This window comes from Gordonia sp. WA4-43, assembly GCF_020520305.1.
Classification (GTDB): Bacteria; Actinomycetota; Actinomycetes; order Mycobacteriales; family Mycobacteriaceae; genus Gordonia; species Gordonia hongkongensis.
In genome coordinates, this window is the sequence record NZ_CP084736.1 from 3,110,176 (window position 1) to 3,127,415 (window position 17,240).

The 17,240-nt window shown below is 67.5% G+C and carries 16 protein-coding genes; 6 read left to right on the plus strand and 10 right to left on the minus strand.

Going from position 1 to position 17,240, the window contains the following annotated elements:
- Window positions 1-181: 181 nt before the first annotated feature.
- Window positions 182-805, plus strand: coding sequence for a TetR/AcrR family transcriptional regulator (locus LEL84_RS13855; RefSeq protein WP_226511928.1), 624 nt, complete (start codon window positions 182-184; stop codon window positions 803-805).
- On the opposite strand, the gene LEL84_RS13860 is transcribed toward LEL84_RS13855, so the two are convergent.
- Window positions 806-1,975 (minus strand): low temperature requirement protein A, encoded by a 1,170-nt coding sequence (locus tag LEL84_RS13860; protein WP_083229497.1) that lies wholly within the window; start codon window positions 1,973-1,975, stop codon window positions 806-808.
- Window positions 1,976-2,161: 186 nt separating this feature from the next.
- Between LEL84_RS13860 and LEL84_RS13865 the strand changes: the two genes are divergently transcribed.
- The gene (locus LEL84_RS13865) at window positions 2,162-3,553 is read left to right on the plus strand and encodes an acyl-CoA synthetase (protein WP_226511929.1); all 1,392 of its coding nucleotides are present in this window, start codon (window positions 2,162-2,164) and stop codon (window positions 3,551-3,553) included.
- 151 nt (window positions 3,554-3,704) lie between these two features.
- Window positions 3,705-4,559: an endonuclease domain-containing protein gene (locus LEL84_RS13870; RefSeq protein WP_226511930.1), complete on the plus strand. Its 855-nt coding sequence runs from the start codon at window positions 3,705-3,707 to the stop codon at window positions 4,557-4,559.
- Between the two features lie 80 nt (window positions 4,560-4,639).
- On the opposite strand, the gene LEL84_RS13875 is transcribed toward LEL84_RS13870, so the two are convergent.
- Both LEL84_RS13875 and LEL84_RS13880 read right to left on the minus strand, forming a co-directional pair.
- A complete protein-coding gene (locus LEL84_RS13875) occupies window positions 4,640-5,827 on the minus strand; it encodes an alpha/beta fold hydrolase (RefSeq protein ID WP_226511931.1) in 1,188 nt (395 codons plus the stop codon).
- Window positions 5,824-6,942 carry a homogentisate 1,2-dioxygenase gene (locus LEL84_RS13880; protein ID WP_226511932.1) on the minus strand — a complete coding sequence of 373 codons (1,119 nt, stop codon included), beginning with the start codon at window positions 6,940-6,942 and terminating at the stop codon, window positions 5,824-5,826. The genes LEL84_RS13875 and LEL84_RS13880 overlap by 4 nt, the downstream gene beginning before the upstream one ends.
- Window positions 6,943-7,083: 141 nt before the next feature.
- On the opposite strand from LEL84_RS13880, the gene LEL84_RS13885 reads away from it, so the two are divergent.
- The gene (locus LEL84_RS13885) at window positions 7,084-7,701 is read left to right on the plus strand and encodes a TetR/AcrR family transcriptional regulator (RefSeq protein WP_226511933.1); all 618 of its coding nucleotides are present in this window, start codon (window positions 7,084-7,086) and stop codon (window positions 7,699-7,701) included.
- Window positions 7,702-7,852: 151 nt separating this feature from the next.
- Window positions 7,853-8,428: a GNAT family N-acetyltransferase gene (locus LEL84_RS13890; RefSeq protein WP_226511934.1), complete on the plus strand. Its 576-nt coding sequence runs from the start codon at window positions 7,853-7,855 to the stop codon at window positions 8,426-8,428.
- Window positions 8,429-8,441: 13 nt separating this feature from the next.
- On the opposite strand, the gene LEL84_RS13895 is transcribed toward LEL84_RS13890, so the two are convergent.
- The 7 genes from LEL84_RS13895 to LEL84_RS13925 all read right to left on the minus strand — a co-directional run bounded on the left by LEL84_RS13895 (window position 8,442) and on the right by LEL84_RS13925 (window position 16,311).
- Entirely contained in the window at window positions 8,442-9,170 is a 729-nt protein-coding gene (locus LEL84_RS13895; RefSeq protein ID WP_226514321.1) for a DUF429 domain-containing protein, read from the minus strand.
- 26 nt (window positions 9,171-9,196) lie between these two features.
- On the minus strand, window positions 9,197-10,498 hold the full coding sequence (locus LEL84_RS13900) for a TrpB-like pyridoxal phosphate-dependent enzyme (RefSeq protein ID WP_226511935.1): 1,302 nt from the start codon (window positions 10,496-10,498) through the stop codon (window positions 9,197-9,199).
- A 58-nt stretch (window positions 10,499-10,556) separates the two neighbouring features.
- Window positions 10,557-11,222 (minus strand): response regulator, encoded by a 666-nt coding sequence (locus LEL84_RS13905; RefSeq protein WP_226511936.1) that lies wholly within the window; start codon window positions 11,220-11,222, stop codon window positions 10,557-10,559.
- On the minus strand, window positions 11,219-12,910 hold the full coding sequence (locus tag LEL84_RS13910) for an ATP-binding protein (protein WP_226511937.1): 1,692 nt from the start codon (window positions 12,908-12,910) through the stop codon (window positions 11,219-11,221). The genes LEL84_RS13905 and LEL84_RS13910 overlap by 4 nt, the downstream gene beginning before the upstream one ends.
- Window positions 12,911-13,015: 105 nt before the next feature.
- A complete protein-coding gene (locus LEL84_RS13915) occupies window positions 13,016-14,527 on the minus strand; it encodes a CitMHS family transporter (RefSeq protein WP_264186651.1) in 1,512 nt (503 codons plus the stop codon).
- An 85-nt stretch (window positions 14,528-14,612) separates the two neighbouring features.
- Window positions 14,613-15,821, minus strand: coding sequence for a DNA polymerase IV (gene dinB / locus LEL84_RS13920; protein ID WP_226511938.1), 1,209 nt, complete (start codon window positions 15,819-15,821; stop codon window positions 14,613-14,615).
- Between the two features lie 61 nt (window positions 15,822-15,882).
- Window positions 15,883-16,311, minus strand: coding sequence for a YkvA family protein (locus tag LEL84_RS13925; protein ID WP_226511939.1), 429 nt, complete (start codon window positions 16,309-16,311; stop codon window positions 15,883-15,885).
- A gap of 85 nt (window positions 16,312-16,396) precedes the next feature.
- Between LEL84_RS13925 and LEL84_RS13930 the strand changes: the two genes are divergently transcribed.
- On the plus strand, window positions 16,397-17,233 hold the full coding sequence (locus LEL84_RS13930) for a class I SAM-dependent methyltransferase (RefSeq protein ID WP_226511940.1): 837 nt from the start codon (window positions 16,397-16,399) through the stop codon (window positions 17,231-17,233).
- Window positions 17,234-17,240 lie beyond the last annotated feature (7 nt).

Sequence of the window (17,240 nt, forward strand, 5' to 3'; positions counted from 1 at the left end):
CATTTGGATAGAGCTCGACTCTAACCAAATTAGACGACGGATGATCACTCTCGCGTAATCGGTCCCATCTTTGCACTTCAGCGGGCTAAGTGAATTCGGGGACCGTGATCGACCTTTGGGCGAAGCCCAGCAACGCCACTACTATCGTTGTCGTTGGAGTCCGACCCGACCGGAGGCCGGCGTGAGCAAACGCCCCTACACACCGCGTAAGCGCGCGATCAGCGCCGCGCAGACGCGGACACGCATCCTCGACGCCACCCAGGCGCTGTTCGTCGAGCAGGGATATTCGCGGACCACAGTGCAGCAGATCGCGCAGCAGGCCGGGGTGTCCGTCGGCACCGTGCATCAGGCGGGGTCGAAAGCGTCCCTCATGACCGCCGTCCTCGAACGCGCCTTCACCGGTGACGAGAAGTTCGTCTCGCTGCTCGAGCGACCCGAGTTCATCGCGATCATGAACGACACCGACACCGATCGCGCCATCGGGCGGTACGTCGACCACGTCGTCGCCGCGAACAGCCGGATCGCCGATCTATGGCATGCCGCGACGCTGGCGGCCGACACCGACCCGGCCATCGGCGAACAGCTAGAGCGGTCTGAGCTCCGCCGGCTCGACGACGTGCACACCGGCTGCCACTGGTTCGTCCACCGGGGCCTGATCTCCGACACCCGGGTCGATGAATTCGCCGACATACTGAGCTATCTCACCGGCCCGGCGACCCATCGCTACTTCACCGTCGAACGGAACTGGAGCACCGCGCGATTACGCAGCTGGCTGCTCACCGGCATCATGGCGGCGATGCGGTAGTCACACGTGCGGGTCGCCGGCCGTGGTGAGCGGTGGTCGAAGGACCAGGACGACGACGATCGCGACGAGGAAGACGGCGGTCAAGGCGAACGGGACCGGGATGACCGGGTCGAGCAGGACCAGGAGCGCACCGACCGGTACCACGGTGTTCACCACGCGATCGGCGTTGGCGCGCAGAGCAATCCACCAGATGACCAAGATGAAGACCGCGATGGGGATCGTGACCGTGAACGACGCCTGGGTTTCCGTCAACTCGCTGTGGTGGGTCAGGACGTCGATCTCGACCTCGATACCGGCCGAGAAGGCACCAGCAGCGGCGAAGACGAAGTAGTGGACGTATCCGTACCGGAGGGAGTCGGCGAGCGATCCGATGGCCCGGTGGTGCGGCGGCCAGAAGTAGATCCACCACAGCGCGGCGGTCGCGATGAACGTGAGGATCGCGATCGAGATCAGCGGGGCGAGCTCCTGTTCGTTGTGCAGCGCCTCGATGATGGCGTTCGACGACGCCAACAGGCTCTCGCCGAGCAGGATCAGCGTGAACAGTCCGTACCGTTCGGTGATGTGATGCGGATGCCACGGAGTGTTTCCCTGCTTCTCGGCGACCACCGGCACCGCGAGCTCGGCACCGACGAGCATCACGAACCCGATGGTTGCGGCTGCTCCCGACGGTACGAGCAGCCATAGCAGCCACAGGATCTGGACGACGGCGATCCCGGCGGCATAGAGCCGGGTCGTCCGGCGGCGGTCTCCGGCAGAGCCGGAAGCGCGCAACCACTGCGCGACCATCGCGACGCGCATGACCACGTAGCCGAACACGACCAGGGTGAACTCGTGGTCGACGAAGGCGGGCTCGATCCCGGCGGCCAGCACCAGCACACCCGCCATCTGGACGAAGGTGAGCACCCGGTAGAGCCAGTCGTCGGTGCCGAACGATGTCGCGAACCAGGTGAAGTTCATCCACGCCCACCAGATGGCGAAGAAGATGAAGGCGTACGACACCACCCCGTCGACGATGTGGTTCTCGGTGAGTGCGTGATGGAGCTGGACGGCTGCGATGCTGACCGCGACCACGAAGACCAGATCGAAGAAGAGCTCGAGCGTGCTGGCCGTCCGGCCCGGTTCGGCCGGGTCTCGTAGGCGCATGGTGCTCAGGTGAAAGCGCTCAGACATCGTTGCCCCCGATCGGTCGCTGCGTGTGCACGAGATCATGCCACCGGCGCCGAGGGCATGCGCTCAGGAGTGCGGGTCGGGGTGTCCCACCGCCGACGGCGGTCGGCGTGAGCGGCGCACGCCGTGTGACCTCGGCGATCTGCGCAGGTGACGGGCGGGATGGACCCGTCGTGGCACAGTGAACACGTGCTGCTGCCCACCCTGACCCCCACCGCACCGGACGATCCCGCCGTGATCCGTGTCGGCGACGACAAGCTGTCGCGCGAGGACCTCGTCGGGGCCGCGACGGCAGTCGCCGAACGGATCGCCGGCGCCCGAACCGTCGCGGTACTGGCCACGCCGACGGTGGAGACGGTGCTGGCGGTGGTGGGCGCGCTGATCGCCGGGGTGCCGGTCGTCCCCGTTCCGCCCGACTCCGGGCCGCGCGAGTTCGAGCACATCCTCGCGGACTCGGGGGCACAGGCGTGGCTCGGGCAGGCCCCCGCCGAACCCACCATTCCTGTCATCCCGGTCCGCCGCTACGCGAAATCGTGGCACCGTCACCCGGAACCGCACGCCGATTCGACCGCACTGATCCTCTATACCTCCGGCACGACCGGCCTCCCCAAAGGTGTTCCGATCACCAGGCAGAGCATCGCCGAGGGTCTCGACGCACTCGCCGATGCGTGGCTGTGGACCGCCGACGACACTCTGGCGCACGGTCTTCCGCTGTTCCATGTCCACGGGTTGATCCTGGGGGTCCTGGGTCCCCTGCGACGGGGCGGGCGACTGATCCACACCGTCACCCCGACCGCGGACACCTACGCCGGTGCCGCCGGATCCGGCGCGACCATGTTCTTCGGCGTCCCGACGGTGTGGAACCGCGTCGCCGCCGATCCGACTGCGGCACAGACGCTGTCGTCGGCGCGAGTCCTGGTGTCGGGCAGCGCCCCGCTTCCCGTGCCGGTCTTCGAGCGGATCCACGAGCTCACCGGTCACGAGATCGTCGAGCGTTACGGCATGACCGAAACACTGATCACCGTCAGCACGCGCGTCGACGGACAGCGCCGGCCCGGATGGGTGGGACTCCCGCTCGCCCACGTGGAGACAAGGCTGGTGGAGAACGGCAAGCCGCTACCCCACGACGGCGAGAGCGTGGGCGATCTCCACGTCCGCGGCCCGATGATGGCGTCCGGATATCTCAATCGGCCGGATGCGACTGCCGAATCCTGGCTTCCGGACGGCTTTTTCGCGACCGGTGACGTCGCAGTCATCGACGAAGATGGGATGCACCGCATCGTCGGCCGACGAGCGACCGACCTCATCAAGTCCGGCGGGTTCCGCATCGGGGCCGGCGAAATCGAGACAGTCCTGCTCGCCCACCCGGCGGTCCGCGAGGTGGCGGTGATCGGCGTCCCCGACGACTACCTGGGCCAACGCATCGTCGCCTACGTCGTCGGCGACCAGGTCGCCGACACCGAGCTCATCGAATTCGTCGCCGGCGAGCTGTCGAATCACAAGCGGCCGCGCGAGATCCGGTTCGTCGAGTCCCTCCCGCGCAATGCCATGGGCAAGGTGCAGAAGAAGCTGCTGGAGTGACCGTCGTCTGAAAACCGCCCGGTGGAGCGGACCCGACGACGGTCTGCCGGCTGTCCGTTTTCCACGGGCGGTTTTCACACGGCTGACGTAGTAATCCACAGACGTCTCGGACGCCGGGTTCTGCCCGCCGCCACGATAGACACTGTCCCGCATGACCTTCGACGAGCTCACCGAGCGGTTCGGCGGCGTCGTCGCCACCCATCAACTCCTGGCCGCCGGCGAGACCGCCGCATCGATCCGGGATGCGTGCCGTTCCGGCACGCTCTCGTCGATACGCCACGGGTGGTACCGGACCGAGGCCGCCGATCCAGAAGTGGTCGGGGCAGTCGCCGATCATGGCGTTGTCTCCTGTGCGACCGCGCTACGACGCCACGGACTCTGGATACCTGAACATCCCGAACAAGTGCATTCGCGTGTGACGCGCCACGAGCGACGCCGATCCCACGACAGGTGCCGACGGTACGGCCGGCCGACCCCGGCCAACGGCGCCGTCGACGATGTCGCGACAGCATTGCAGTACGCCGCCCGGTGCTTCGACGTCGAGGGATTCGTCATTCTGTGCGACTCCGCACTAAACACCGGCAAGATCACGCCCGCACGACTCCGCACCGAGTTCGATGACGCGCCGATGTTCATCAAGCGCGCCATCGAGAAGACTCACCGACTCGCCGCGTCGGGAACCGAGACAGCAGCCCGCCTGCGTCTCAGAAGCGCCGGCTTGCGAGTCACGGTCCAGCACCACGTACCCGGTGTCGGATGGGTCGATCTGCTCGTCGGAGAACGGCTCGCGCTCGAGCTGGACAGCGTCGAACACCACACCGGGATCGAGAAGTACGAGGAGGATCGCACTCGAGACCGAAAGCTGATCTCTCGCGGTTACTTTCCGTTGCGGCTCACCTATGCACAGGTGTTCGGCGACTGGGCCAACACCTATGCGGACATCGCCGAGATCATCGCTCACGGGTACCACCGCAGCCGGTCGCCTGCCTGGAGAAAGCCAAGCTGATAACCGCCCACCAGAAATGGACACCGAACGCTACGTCCCCGAGCACTTTCCACCGGGCGGTTTTCAGCGAACCCAGGCCGTCAGTTGGCCCACCCCCGCTCGGCCAGCCACTGGGTGATGGTCCCGACCGCTTCTCTCAGGTGTGGGATCTGGTCCCGGCCCGAGTAGTAGTGCGTCGCACCGACGATGGTGTGCAGGGTCTTGTCGGGATGACCGACCGCGTCGAAGAGGCGGTGCGTATGACTGGGCGTGCACGCGTTGTCGGCGGAGTTGCCGATGACCAGCGTCGGGACCCCGAGATCGGCCGCGCACCGGGGTCCGTCGCCGTTGGCGTCGTCGAAGCTCCACTGCGACAGCCAACTTCGCAGCGTGGTGAACCGGGCGAGTCCGACCGGTCCCATGTTGACGATCCGCGGATCGCCCAGGTAGCAACCGAGTTCGCGATCGTTGGGGTCGACGGTCAGGTCGAGCCAGCGCGGATCGGCCATCGTTCCGTGCACGATGAAACCGCGCTCCATCAGCGGTTCGCCGCGCTCGCTCAGATCGGCGAGTCGCTCTTTCACCCACGTGGTGATCCGCCGGTTGCGGTCGATCTGCGCCGCGCGGTAACGATCGAGGAACCTCGTCGAGTACGGCGGCTGGTTCGGGTTCGAGGGGTTGTAGAGGTCCAGCTCCGGATCGCGGTTGTCGGGATCCGACTCGTCGAGAATCGACGGGTCCATCCACTCGGTCAGGGTCCCGTGCCGCGAGACGTGCGCCGCGAGCAGCATCATGCCGTCGGCGGCTGGGAGGTCGAGGGCGGTCAGGTCCGGCGGCTCACCGGCGGGGGTCGCGGTGACCGTCGCGCGCTGTGCCTGCTGCTGGTAGTACAGCGACAGGGCGCCGCCGCCGCTCCACCCGGCCAGGATGACCTTCTCGTAACCGAGGCGTTCGCGCGCATCCTTCACGCACGCACCGAGATCCTGCACCACCTTCTCCATGATCAACGCACTGTCGACGCCGCGATACCGGCTGTTGCAGTAGATGACGTGGTGACCGGCGCGGGCGAGGGCATTGGTCATCGGCAAGTAGGCGCCGCCCCCGATCGGGTGCATGAAGACGATGACGTTCTTCGACGGCACTCCACGGGGGCGGAGCAGGTAGCTCTCGAGCACCACGCTCTCGGTGACCCCGCCGTAGGTGTCCTGGTACGCCGAGAGATCGTCGAAGACAACGAGATAGGGAATGCGGTCGTAGTCGTGACGAGGCACGTCCCCCCGGTCGCTCATCCTCGTGACCCGGCGTCGGCCTGTGCGGAGTCCGCGACCCCGGATTCGAAAAGTGCGGGTGCGGCGATCAACCGTCGACGGGTGTCGATCGAGATCACCTGCCATTCCACCCGGTCGAACTCGTCGAACTTGCGCCGGGAACGCTCTCGCGCCCGCTCCGGGATACCGTGATGCATCCCCTGGGGTGCGTGGGAGATCAGGCCCGGCGGCATGCCGACTCCGAACATGCTGCCGCCGTGGAAGAACGCGATCTCGTCGAAGTCGGTGTTCCGGTGGTACCACGGCAGCCGTTCGGCACCTCTGCGCGCCTCGGCGGGGCGCGGCAGGAAGTTCATCACGTACACCCCGGTCGCCTGCATGAACAGATGCACCGTGGGCGGCAGATGCACCGTCTCGGAGGTGATGACGTCGTAGTCCTCGATGTTGAACGTGAACGGGAAATTGTCTCCACGCCAGCCCTCTACGTCGAGCGGGTGGAACGGGTAGAACAGCGATGTCTGCCCCTCTCGCTGCCGGAACCGCACCTCGTACTCGTCTCGGCCGTCACCGTCGAACGCCTCCGCCTCGGGAACGACGACGAGCGAGGAGTCGAAGGGGAAGAACCTGCCCAGTACGCCGGGCTCGGGCACCCGGAACTCGTCGACCGCCTCGATGATGAGCAGCAACGACGCACCGTCGGGCACCTGACGATAGGTGCACCCCTTGGGGAGATACACGTAATCGCCGGGCCGGTAGGGCAATCGACCGAACTCGGTCTCGAAATACCCGGTGCCCTCGTGGACGAAGACGAGTTCGTCGCCGTCGACCGGGCGAAACCAGAACGGAGCGGCCTCTTTCCGACGACTCAAAGAAATCCGGCAGTCCTCGTTGGAGAACATCAGCAGCGGCTCACCCGCGGGGTCGTTCTGGTCGGTGGGCGCGAGGTCGGTGACGATTCGATCGACGCCGGTGTGGGTGCCCACCGCCCGGAACTGCGTCGGGTCGTTGCGTCGATACAGATGTGCCGTGCGGCCGGTGAAACCGTATCGTCCGAGCTCATCGTCTTTCAGATCGGCGACATCTCGGTGCACCTGCCGAGGCGTGCGCCCCTTGCGGTGCTGGACGAACGATTCCATGCCGAACTCCTGTCTCTGCGTTTTTCTGATGCTAGATTCAGGTTCAGAAGATGACAAGGGTCACACATCCCGTCGATCCGAGTGCGGTCATCGACCGTCCACATGGTTCGATGGAGAATCGGTCCGCGGAAGGAGCTCACGGTGCCGCCGACGAACAAAGGTCGCCAGACCGAGGCCGCGTTTCTCGACGCCGCGCGCCGGACGTTCGCCGAAAAGGGCTACCTGAACACCAAGATCTCGGACATCTCCGCCGCTGCCGGCCGGTCGACCGGTTCGTTCTACAACTACTACGACAGCAAAGACCGACTGCTCGAAGCCCTGCTGGATCAGTTCTCGGACGAAGTGGTGGAGCAGTCGCTCGCGACCCGGCACACCGAGCCGGAGGCGAGCGTCCGCGCGGCCGTGACCGCGTATTGGACGACATACAAGAAGTACCTGCCCGAGATCATCGGCCTGTTCCAGATGTCGATGACCGACGACGATTTCCGCAACCGCTGGCTGGCCAACCGGGTGTCCGGTGTGAAGCAGGTGTTGTCCGGTCTGCAAGGTGCCGAGCGCGCTGGGTACTCCATCGGCCTGCCGCTCGAACCGCTGGCGTCCGCGCTGGTCGCGACCCTCGAATCCACGTGCTGGACCTGGCTTGCGGTCCGCGGTGACGCCGCTGGGCCCGTACCCGACGACGACACGGCCATCGAGATCCTCACCGCGATCTGGTACCGGACCGTCTTCGGGGCCGGACCGGCACAGTCGGCTCCCTGACCCTTCGTGGCTTGTCGCTGGCGCTCCTCGCACCTCAGGGAGCAATGGTTATGTCGTTCTTTCGGATGAGGGAGCAGGGGCGTGAGCGACAGCCACAGGGCTGACACCGGCCCGCTTGCCGTCCCGGACCGAGCCGACGACGATGGGACGCATGCCCATCGAGGTCCGGCCCGCGACGATCTTTGACGACATCGCCACGATGGTCGGCCCGAAGAAACCGACGTCGAACGTCTGCTGGTGCCTGAGCTACCGCATCCCGAGCAAGCAGAACCAGGAGCTGGTCCGCGAGCAGCGCGGAGAGTTCGTGAAAGAGCTGTGCGACAGCGGCATTCCGCTGGGTGTGCTCGCCTACGACGACGCGGGCGAGGTCGTCGGTTGGGCGGCCGTCTCGCCGCGCGCGGACACGACCTTCGCCCGGAACCGGAAGATCCCCCACGTGGACGACCTGCCGGTGTGGTCGGTGTGGTGCATCCGGGTCCGCCCCGGTCATCGCAAGCAGGGGAACTCGCACGCACTGCTGGCCGGGGCCGTCGACTACGCGCGGTCGAACGGTGCGCCGGCGATCGAGGGTTATCCCGTCGACAATCAGGGCGCCAGAGTCGATCTGACGATGGCCTACGTCGGGACCCGCGGCCTGTTCGAGAAGGCCGGTTTCACCAAGGCGGCCGACACCTCGTCCGTCCTCGCCGGGTTCCCACGCGTGCTCATGCGGTTGTCGCTGGACTGATCGAGACCACGACTCAGATCAGTTCCGCCAGTTCGGCGGTGGGTACGTGGATCCAACCCTCCCGCGCGGCGACCGGCCGGTCGGTGGCATCGGGCAAGATGGTCCGGCCGAGCTCGGCGGCACGCGCGATCATTGCGGTGATCACGGCATCGAACGCGTCGTCGTCACGGGCCATGGTCTCGGCATGATCGCCGAGATCCAACCATGGCGCAGCTTCTTCGAATGCCACGACGAGTCCGGCGAGCACCGAAACGTTGGCGGCACGTTTGTATCCGCGCGAGGTCAGTCCCCATCGTTTGAGTGCCCCCGCGGGGTACGCCTCGACCGCCCACCCGTCGACGCGGTCGTCGACTCCCAGGTCCGAGAGCAGGCCGGCGCATCGGAACGCGACGTGCGCGATCTGGTCCGCCGACACGCTGAGCGGGCGACCGACGCCGGCGTCGACGATCCGCAGATCGGTGCGACGTAATGCAAGTGGTCGTCGACGGGCGATGTCGTCGAGTTCTCGCCCCTTCGGCAAGTCGTTGCGATGATGCGCGACGACGAAGTCGACGAACTCGTCAGGCCAGCCGAATGGGGAATCGATCCCGATGCGGGTCGCCCCCTCGACGAGGCGCCGGACGGCGGTGTCGTCCGCGCCCACGACGAGATCGGTGAGCACGGCCTTGTCGGCATCCCAATCGACGCATGCGACAGCAGTTTTCGCCGGCGATGCGGACAGGTCGATGCCGACCGTCCGCATCGCCGGGATCACGGTTCCGGGTCGAGTCAGAAGTTGCCCTCGAGGAACTCGGCATACGCGGGCAGATCGAGTTGCCCGTGGCCCGACAGTCCGATCACGACGACCTCGTCCTTGTCGCTGTCGGCGACGTGCGCGGCGCAGGCCGCGATCGCATGTGTCGACTCGGGAGCCGGGACGATGCCCTGGGTCCGGGCGAACTGCACGCCCGCGGAGAACGCGTCGTGCTGGGAGATGGCAACGCCCTGCACCAGACCGAGCTCCACCGTGTGGCTCAGCGCGGGCGCCATGCCGTGGTAGCGCAGACCACCGGCATGGATCGGGTCGGGCACGAAATCCATACCGAGCGTGTGCATCTTGAGCAACGGGGTGAGTCCGGCGACGTCACCGTGGTCGTACCGATACTCCCCCTGCGTGATCGACGGGCACGCGGCGGGCTCGGCGGCGATTACGCGCGGATCCGAGCGGCCGTGCAGCTTCTCCCGCAGGAACGGGAACGACAACCCCGCGAGGTTCGAACCGCCTCCGGCACAACCGAACACGACGTCGGCACCACCCGGCTCCACCGCGTTGAGCTGGTCGACGGCCTCCTGCCCGATGACACTCTGGTGCAGCACCACGTGATTGAGCACGCTGCCCAGCGCGTAACGGGTGTCGGGGTTCGAGGCGGCGACCTCGACGGCCTCGCTGACGGCCATCCCCAGGCTGCCCGTGGTGTTCGGGTCCTTGGCGAGCATCGCTCGACCCGACTCGGTCAGCTCGGACGGACTGGGGTGGATGGTCCCGCCGTAGGTGCGGATGAGGAACCCCCGGTAGGGCTTCGAGCTGTACGACGCACGGACCTGCCACACTTCGACGTCGATGCCGAACTGCGCACCCGCGAACGCCAGTGCGCTCCCCCACTGACCGGCTCCGGTCTCCGTCGTCAGTTTGGTGACACCGTCGAGGCTGTTGTAGTACGCCTGCGCGACAGCCGAATTCGTCTTGTGGCTGCCGACCGGGCTGACACCCTCGTACTTCACGTAGATCCGCGCCCTGGTGTTGAGCGCCTCCTCGAAACGACGCGCGCGGATCAGCGGCGACGGCCGCCACATCCGGTAGATCTCGCGCACCGGTTCGGGGATCTCGATGTAGGGCTCGGTGGACACCTCTTGCGCGATGAGGCCGCTCGGGAACAACGCGGCGAGATCGTCCGGCCCGACCGGTTCCTTGGTGCCCGGATGCAGGTGCGGCGGGATCGGGGAGTCGAGTTCAGCCGCGAGGTTGTACCAATGGGTCGGGACATCCACTGTGATCAGATCCGGATTACCGGTCTCGACATGCATCGTCATGGATCACCACTCTAATCCTCGGGCCGGTCCCCGCGTCCCGCGCCGACCGATCCCGTTGTCACGCCCCGGGCAGCCGGTACTCCTGCCGGGGCCGGCCGGTGGTGCCGTACTGGAGCGACATCGTCAACCGCCCGGCCGCCACGAGGTTCGCGAGGTGCCGCCGCGCGGTCGGTGCCGCGATGCCGATCTCCCGCGACACATCGTCGGCGAACAGCGGAGCGCCCTCGGCGAACAACGCCAGGATGCGCTGTTCGGTCGGCGAGCCACCCTCGGCCCGGTCCGCGGCGCGGGTGCCGAACCGCAGTGCCGAGAGCGCTGCGTCGACGGCGTGCTGGTCGACGTTCTCGCCCGCCAGCATCCGCCGGTACTGGGCATAGCCGGCCAACCGACGGGCGAGGTCGGCGTCGTCGAAGGGTTTGATCAGGTAGGCGAGCGCACCGGCACGCATCGCGCTTCGTACCGCCGAGGCGTCGGTCTCGGCGCCGACGATGAAGCAGTCGCAGTCGAGTTCGGCGACCAGTTCGATGCCCGAGCCGTCCGGCAGGTAGACGTCGAGGAGTGCGAGATCGATGTCGGGGTGCTCGGCCATCGCCTGACGTGCCGCACCGATGCTGCCCGCCCGGGCTCGCACCGAGAAGCCCCGGACGGCGTCGACGATCGCGGAGTGCAGCGCCGCGACCCGGAAGTCGTCGTCGACGATCAGGACGCCGAGGTCGTCGGTCATGGGGTCACTCCCGGTTCGTCGGTCTGGCTGTACGAGTCGTCTTCGGCCTCGTCCGTCGGCGCGAGCACGCCGGGCAGGCGGGCGACGAACACGGCCCCGCCCGGTTCGTCATCATCCGCGGAGCCGCGACCCCCCGCATCGGCGACCCACACGTCGCCGCCGACCCGGCGCGCGATCTGCCGGGCCAGGGCGAGTCCCATACCGCGGCCGCCGGGTACGTGCGCGCCCGATTTGGTCGTGGCGCCCTCGGCGAAGACGTCGTAGGGGTCCTCGAAGGCGATGCCGGGTCCAGAATCCCCGACGGTGACCAGGACCGTGTCGCCGTCGGCGATGACCTCGACCTCGACCTCACCGGGCTGTCCACCGTCCGGTCCGGTCGCGGCATCGATCCCGTTGTCGACGAGGTTGCCGACCACGGTGGTGACGACGACGGGTTCGGTGAGCACGCCCTGAATCCAGGTCTGGTCGCCGAGTCGCAGCACCACCCGGCGCTCGCGCGCCTGAGCCGCCTTCGCGTCGAGAAACGCGTGGAGGTGTGGTTCGCGCACATTGTCGAGTCCGCCGAGGAGCGCCCCTCCCGGTCCGGTTCCGGTGACCTCGTCCAGGTAGGCGAGCGCTTCGTCGGCGTGCCCGTGCCGGAGTAGGCCGGCGAGTACGTGCATCCGGTTGGCGGTTTCGTGGCGCTGTGCGCGAAGGGCGGTGCTCATCGACCTGATCGAATCCACCTCGCGGCTGAGTGCTTCGACGTCGGTGCGATCGATCACCGACAGGACCATGCCGAGGTCGCGACCGTCGGCCCGCACCCGATGGGAACTCACCAGGACCACCCGTTCGCCGACACCGGCGGCGAGGGGTTCGTCGGTCGGCGTCGCCAGGACGGTCGCCACCCGCGGGGTCAGGCCGAGGTCGCCGGCGGGGGTGCCGACCGGGGCGTCGATGTCGAGCAGCGCACGCGCCCGGTCGTTGACGACGCGCACGATGCCGTCGGCGTCGACGGCGAGCACCCCGTCGGCCATCGAGTGCAGCACGGCCCCCTGTTCCCGGACGAGCTCGGCCAGTTCGTCGGGCTCCAAACCCAGGGTGAGCCGGCGCCAACGACGGGCCAGCAGCACCGAACCCACCGCGCCGATACCCAGTGCCGCAAGCGCAAGGAGCGCGATCGCGACGATGTCGGTGCGGGTCTCGGAGCCCAGGCGCTCGGTGGAGACACCGACGCTCACGAACCCGACGACTGCGCCGTCGGCGTTCAGGACCGGGACCTTCGCGCGGACCGACTCGCCGAGGGTGCCCCGGTCGGTGTTCACCTCGTTCGATCCGGACAGCACCTTCGACGGGTCCGTGGAGACCGTCCTGGCCAGCTCCGTCACCTCGGGATGTGCCAGACGGATGCCGCGGTCGTTGCCGATGACGACGAACAGGGCTCCGGTCCGGGCTCGTACTGCCGCCGCCTGACGTTGCAGCGGGCCGTCGACCAGGTCCGCCGCGTCCACCCGGTCACCGGGATGGGCGGCGACCTCGCTGCGGACCTCGGCGTCGGCGGCGACCGACTGCGCGATGGCGAGCGCGCGCTGTGCGTACTCGTCGCGCACCCGGTCGTCGGCTCCGGCGATGACCAGACCGAACCCGACCGCGAGGCTGACCGCTATCACCGCCAGCTGCAGGAGCAGCACCTGCGTCCGCAAACGCATGGTGTCAGCCTAATGCTCGCTGTGGGGCAGGCACGCCGACGCGGCGATCCGTGGGGAACGGATCGCCGCGTGGAGTGTGGATCGGCATGCACCGGTTGGGCCGTATCAGAACGGGATGGCCCCGACCAGGACCCCGACGGCGAGCATCACCAGCGAGACGACCGTGGCGCGCCACAGGACCTTCTTGTGGTGGTCGGCCAGGGTGATCCCGGCCAGTGCGACCAGCAGCAGGATCGCAGGGACGAGTGGGCTCTGCATGTGCACGGTCTGGCCGGTGATCGATGCCCGCGCCATCTCGGTGGGGTCGATGCCGTAGCGGGTCGCGGTCTCGGACAGGACCGGTAGCACCCCGTAGTAGAAGGCGTCGTTGCTCATCAGGAAGGTGAGCGGGATCGAGAGCACGCCGATCACGATGGCCATGTGGGGGCCCATCCAGTCGGGGATGCCATCGGCCAGCCAGTGCGCGATGGCGTCGACCATCCCGGTGCCGTTGAACACGCCGGTGAGGACGGCGGCGGCGAGGACCATGGCGACCACCGACACGATGCTCGAGCTGTGCCGGGTGATGGCCTCCTGCTGCTGCTTGATGTGCGGGAAGTTGATGGCCAGGGCGATGCCGGCGAAGATCATGAACAGCACCGGGATGGCGACGATGTCGGCACCGAGGATGGCCAGCAGGGCCACGGTGAGTCCGGCGTTCACCCAGAAGAGCTTGGGCCGCAGGGTTTCCCGATTGGGGTCGAGGACGCCCGAGAAAGATGCGTCGCGGTCGTCGTCGGCGGCGCCCGCCACGGGGCGGCTGAGATCGTGATCGCCGGTGGGAGCGTCGTCGTAGGCGCCCGAGCCTGTTCCCGTCGAACCCGAACCGCGCGCCCGGCGACCCTTGGGCGGCAACCCGGTTCCGCCGCCGGCGCCGACCAGTACCTCTTCCTTCGGGGCGAGGATCGAATCCCGGATCTCCAGCTTGCCGATGCGCCGGCGTTCGAGCACACCGAGGTGATAGGCGAAGAGCAGTACGACGATCAGCGCCGCCACCAGGGCGGGGACCATCGGGACGAAGACGTCGTTGGTGTCGATGTTCAGCGCACTTGCGGCGCGGGCGGTGGGGCCACCCCACGGCAAAATGTTCATCGTGCCGTTGGTGAGTCCGGCGACGACCGTGAGGACGACCGGGCTGACGCCGAGCTTCAGGTACAGCGGCAGCAGTGCGGCCGTCGTGATGATGAAGGTCGTCGAACCGTCGCCGTCGAGGGAGACGACACCGGCGAGCACCGCGGTTCCGACCACCAGGCGGGCCGGGTCGTCGTGCACCGCGCGGACGACCGCCCGGACCACCGGGTCGAAGAGTCCGACGTCGATCATGATGCCGAAGAAGATGATCGCGAAGAACAGCATCGCCGCGGTGGGGGCGAGGTCTTTGATGCCGTCGGTGATCATGTCGCTGATGCCGAGGCCGGCACCGGCGAAGAGGCCGAAGGCGACGGGGACGAGGATCAGCGCGACCACGGGCGTCGCCCGCTTGGTGATGATCAGCACCATGAAGGTGGCGACCATCCCGAGGCCGAGGGCTACCAACATTGTCTTACTCGATTCTGCAGCGGATGTGAGGGCGACCACATCGGGTGGTCACATCAGAAGTGTTGGGGGTCACCGGCATCACAGTCACGCTTGGGCGCATAAGTAGCGTTTCGCGCTTTTCGCGCTAGTCGGGCAGCATCGGTGCGTCGTCGCCGTGGTTGCGTCCGATGAGGACCGCGCGGGTGACCGAGTCGCGGCCGAACCGATCCCGCAGCAGATCCATCGTCGCGTCGAGTTCGTGGGCATGGTCGGTGTCGAAGGGAAGCGTCAGCTGGATGCTGTCGTGGTCGTCGAGGTTGGTCAGCGACAACCCGACCAGGGTGCATCCCCGTTCGCGGATGATCGGCATCGCGTCGGCGAGGAGGCCGCGCGCCGACGCCATGATGAGGTCGGTGCGGTCGGTGGACTCCAGCAGGGTGCGGGACCGGGTGGCGCGGGTGAAGTCGTCGAAGCGCAACCGCAAAACGATTGTCCGACAGACGCGTTCGGCCGTTCGGAGTCGTTTGCCCAGTCGTTCGACGATCGCGGTGATGGTCGCCTCGAGGTCGGCCTCGGACTTCGGGCGTCGGCCAAGCGCGCGTTGTGAACCGATCGAGCTGCGTCGTCTGCCGGTCTCCACCCGACGCGGGTCCTGAGCGAGTGACAGCGCGAAGAGGTGCCGTCCGGCACCCGACCCGACGATACCGCGCAACGACCGCTCCCCGAGGGCGGCCAGCTGGCCGACGGTCTCGACTCCTGCGTCGTGCAGCTTGGCCTCGGTGACCGGACCGACCCCCCAGAGTCGACGGACCGGGAGCGGATGCAGGAAGTCGAGTTCGGTTCCCGGTTCGACGATGAGCAGGCCGTCCGGCTTGCCGACGGCGCTGGCGACCTTGGCGAGGAACTTGCTGCGCGCGCCGCCGACCGTGATGGGGAGGCCGACCTCCTCGCGGACGCGGCGTCGGATCGTCGCGGCGACGTCGTGCGGCGTACCGCTGATCCGACCGAGCCCCTCGACGTCGAGGAAGGCCTCGTCGACCGAGATCCCCTCGACCACGGGAGTGGTGTCGTGGAAGATGTCGAAGACCTCGCGGCTCGCCTCCATGTAGGCCTCGAACCGCGGCCGGACGACGACCGCGTCCGGACAGAGCGCCCGCGCCTCGTGGCCCGGCATCGGGGACCGCACCCCGCGCGCCTTGGCCTCATAGCTCGCCGCGAGGACGACGCCGCCGCCGACGAGGACCGGGCGACCGCGGAGTGCGGGGTCATCACGCTGCTCGACCGAGGCATAGAACGAGTCGAGATCGGCATGCAGGATCGACGGATCCCGCCGTTCCCGCCGCTCGATGCGCATAGAACACATGTTCGCATGGCGCTCGGACATGCACCAGCACGTCCGAGGTCGCCGACGCGGGCTACGGGCCCATCGGCTGGGTGGGGTCGCCGATGCCGGCCAGGCGGCGCACCGCGACCAAACCGTCGTCGCTGCCGGGCCAGTGGCGCTGGAGCGCCGCCTGGCCGGCACGGCGGACGACCCAACGCAGCGCCAACACCACGATGATCGCGTCGTCGGCGTAGCCGAGGACGGGTATGAAGTCGGGGATCAGGTCGATGGGAAGCACCAGATAGATCAAGAGCAGCACCAGCCGGACGCGGACGCCGCGAGGGAGTTCTCTGTCAGCCGCCAGCCGTCGCAGCAGTACGACGGTGTCGGGCAGTAGACGAAGGACGTCTTTGACACGCAAACCGGGTGGGCGAGCGACGAGGAGAAGGATCACCAGGATCACCCACAGCAACAGCACCCCACCTGCGACGGAGATCGCGACGACGGCCAGGCGTTCCATCAGGGACGGCTCCGTTCTTTCGGCAGGAGATTGAGACGTCCGCCACTTTATCGGGAACCGTTGTCAACACGTCTACGCTGAATCCATGCCAGGACCGAGCATCGCCGAGATCTTCAACTCGACCAGTCCCGATTTCGACCTGGTGACTCCCCTCGTCTGGGGTCCGGCGGGTGAGACTCTCGTAGCGCGGGCTCGGGTCTCACTGGGCGATCGCGTTCTCGACATCTGCTCCGGCACCGGTGCCAGCGCGCTGGCCGCCGCGCGGGTCGTCGGACCCAACGGGCACGTCACGGCAGTCGACTTCGCCGCCGATCTGGTGGAGCGTGGCCGAACCAGCGCCTATGCGGCCGGTCTGCGCAACATCGACTTCCGGGTCGACGACGTGACCGCGCTGCCCGGTCGGGAGCGCGGCGAATACGACGTGATCACATGCGGTTTCGGCGTGTTCTTCCTTCCGGACATGGACGACTCGGTGCGCAATCTGCTGCCGCTCCTGCACCCGGGAGGTCGTCTCGCCGTCGCGGTGTGGCACGACGATGCACTCCACGACTTCACCGGCGCCTACTTCGCCGAGGTCGCCCGCGTGACGAACACGCCGCCGCCACCCGGTCCGCGTGCCCCGTCCGACGGACCGCCCCACCCCATCACGCGGATCGACACCGAGGAGAAGATCGTCAGGTGGCTCGAATCGCTTGGCGCAGAAGAGGTGTCCGCGTCAGTTCTCGACCTGCGCGTACCACGGACCGACGAGTTCTCCTGGTCGATGGTCCTCGGCAGCGGGTTGCGCGGCGCACTCGCCGACCTGGACGCCGACGCCGTCGAGGACGTGCGAGTCGGGTTCCTGCAGCGGCTGGCAGACGAGGGAATCACCGAAGTCGACTGTGACACACTGATTGCCGTTGGCGACCGACCCGCCGACTGACCTCGCG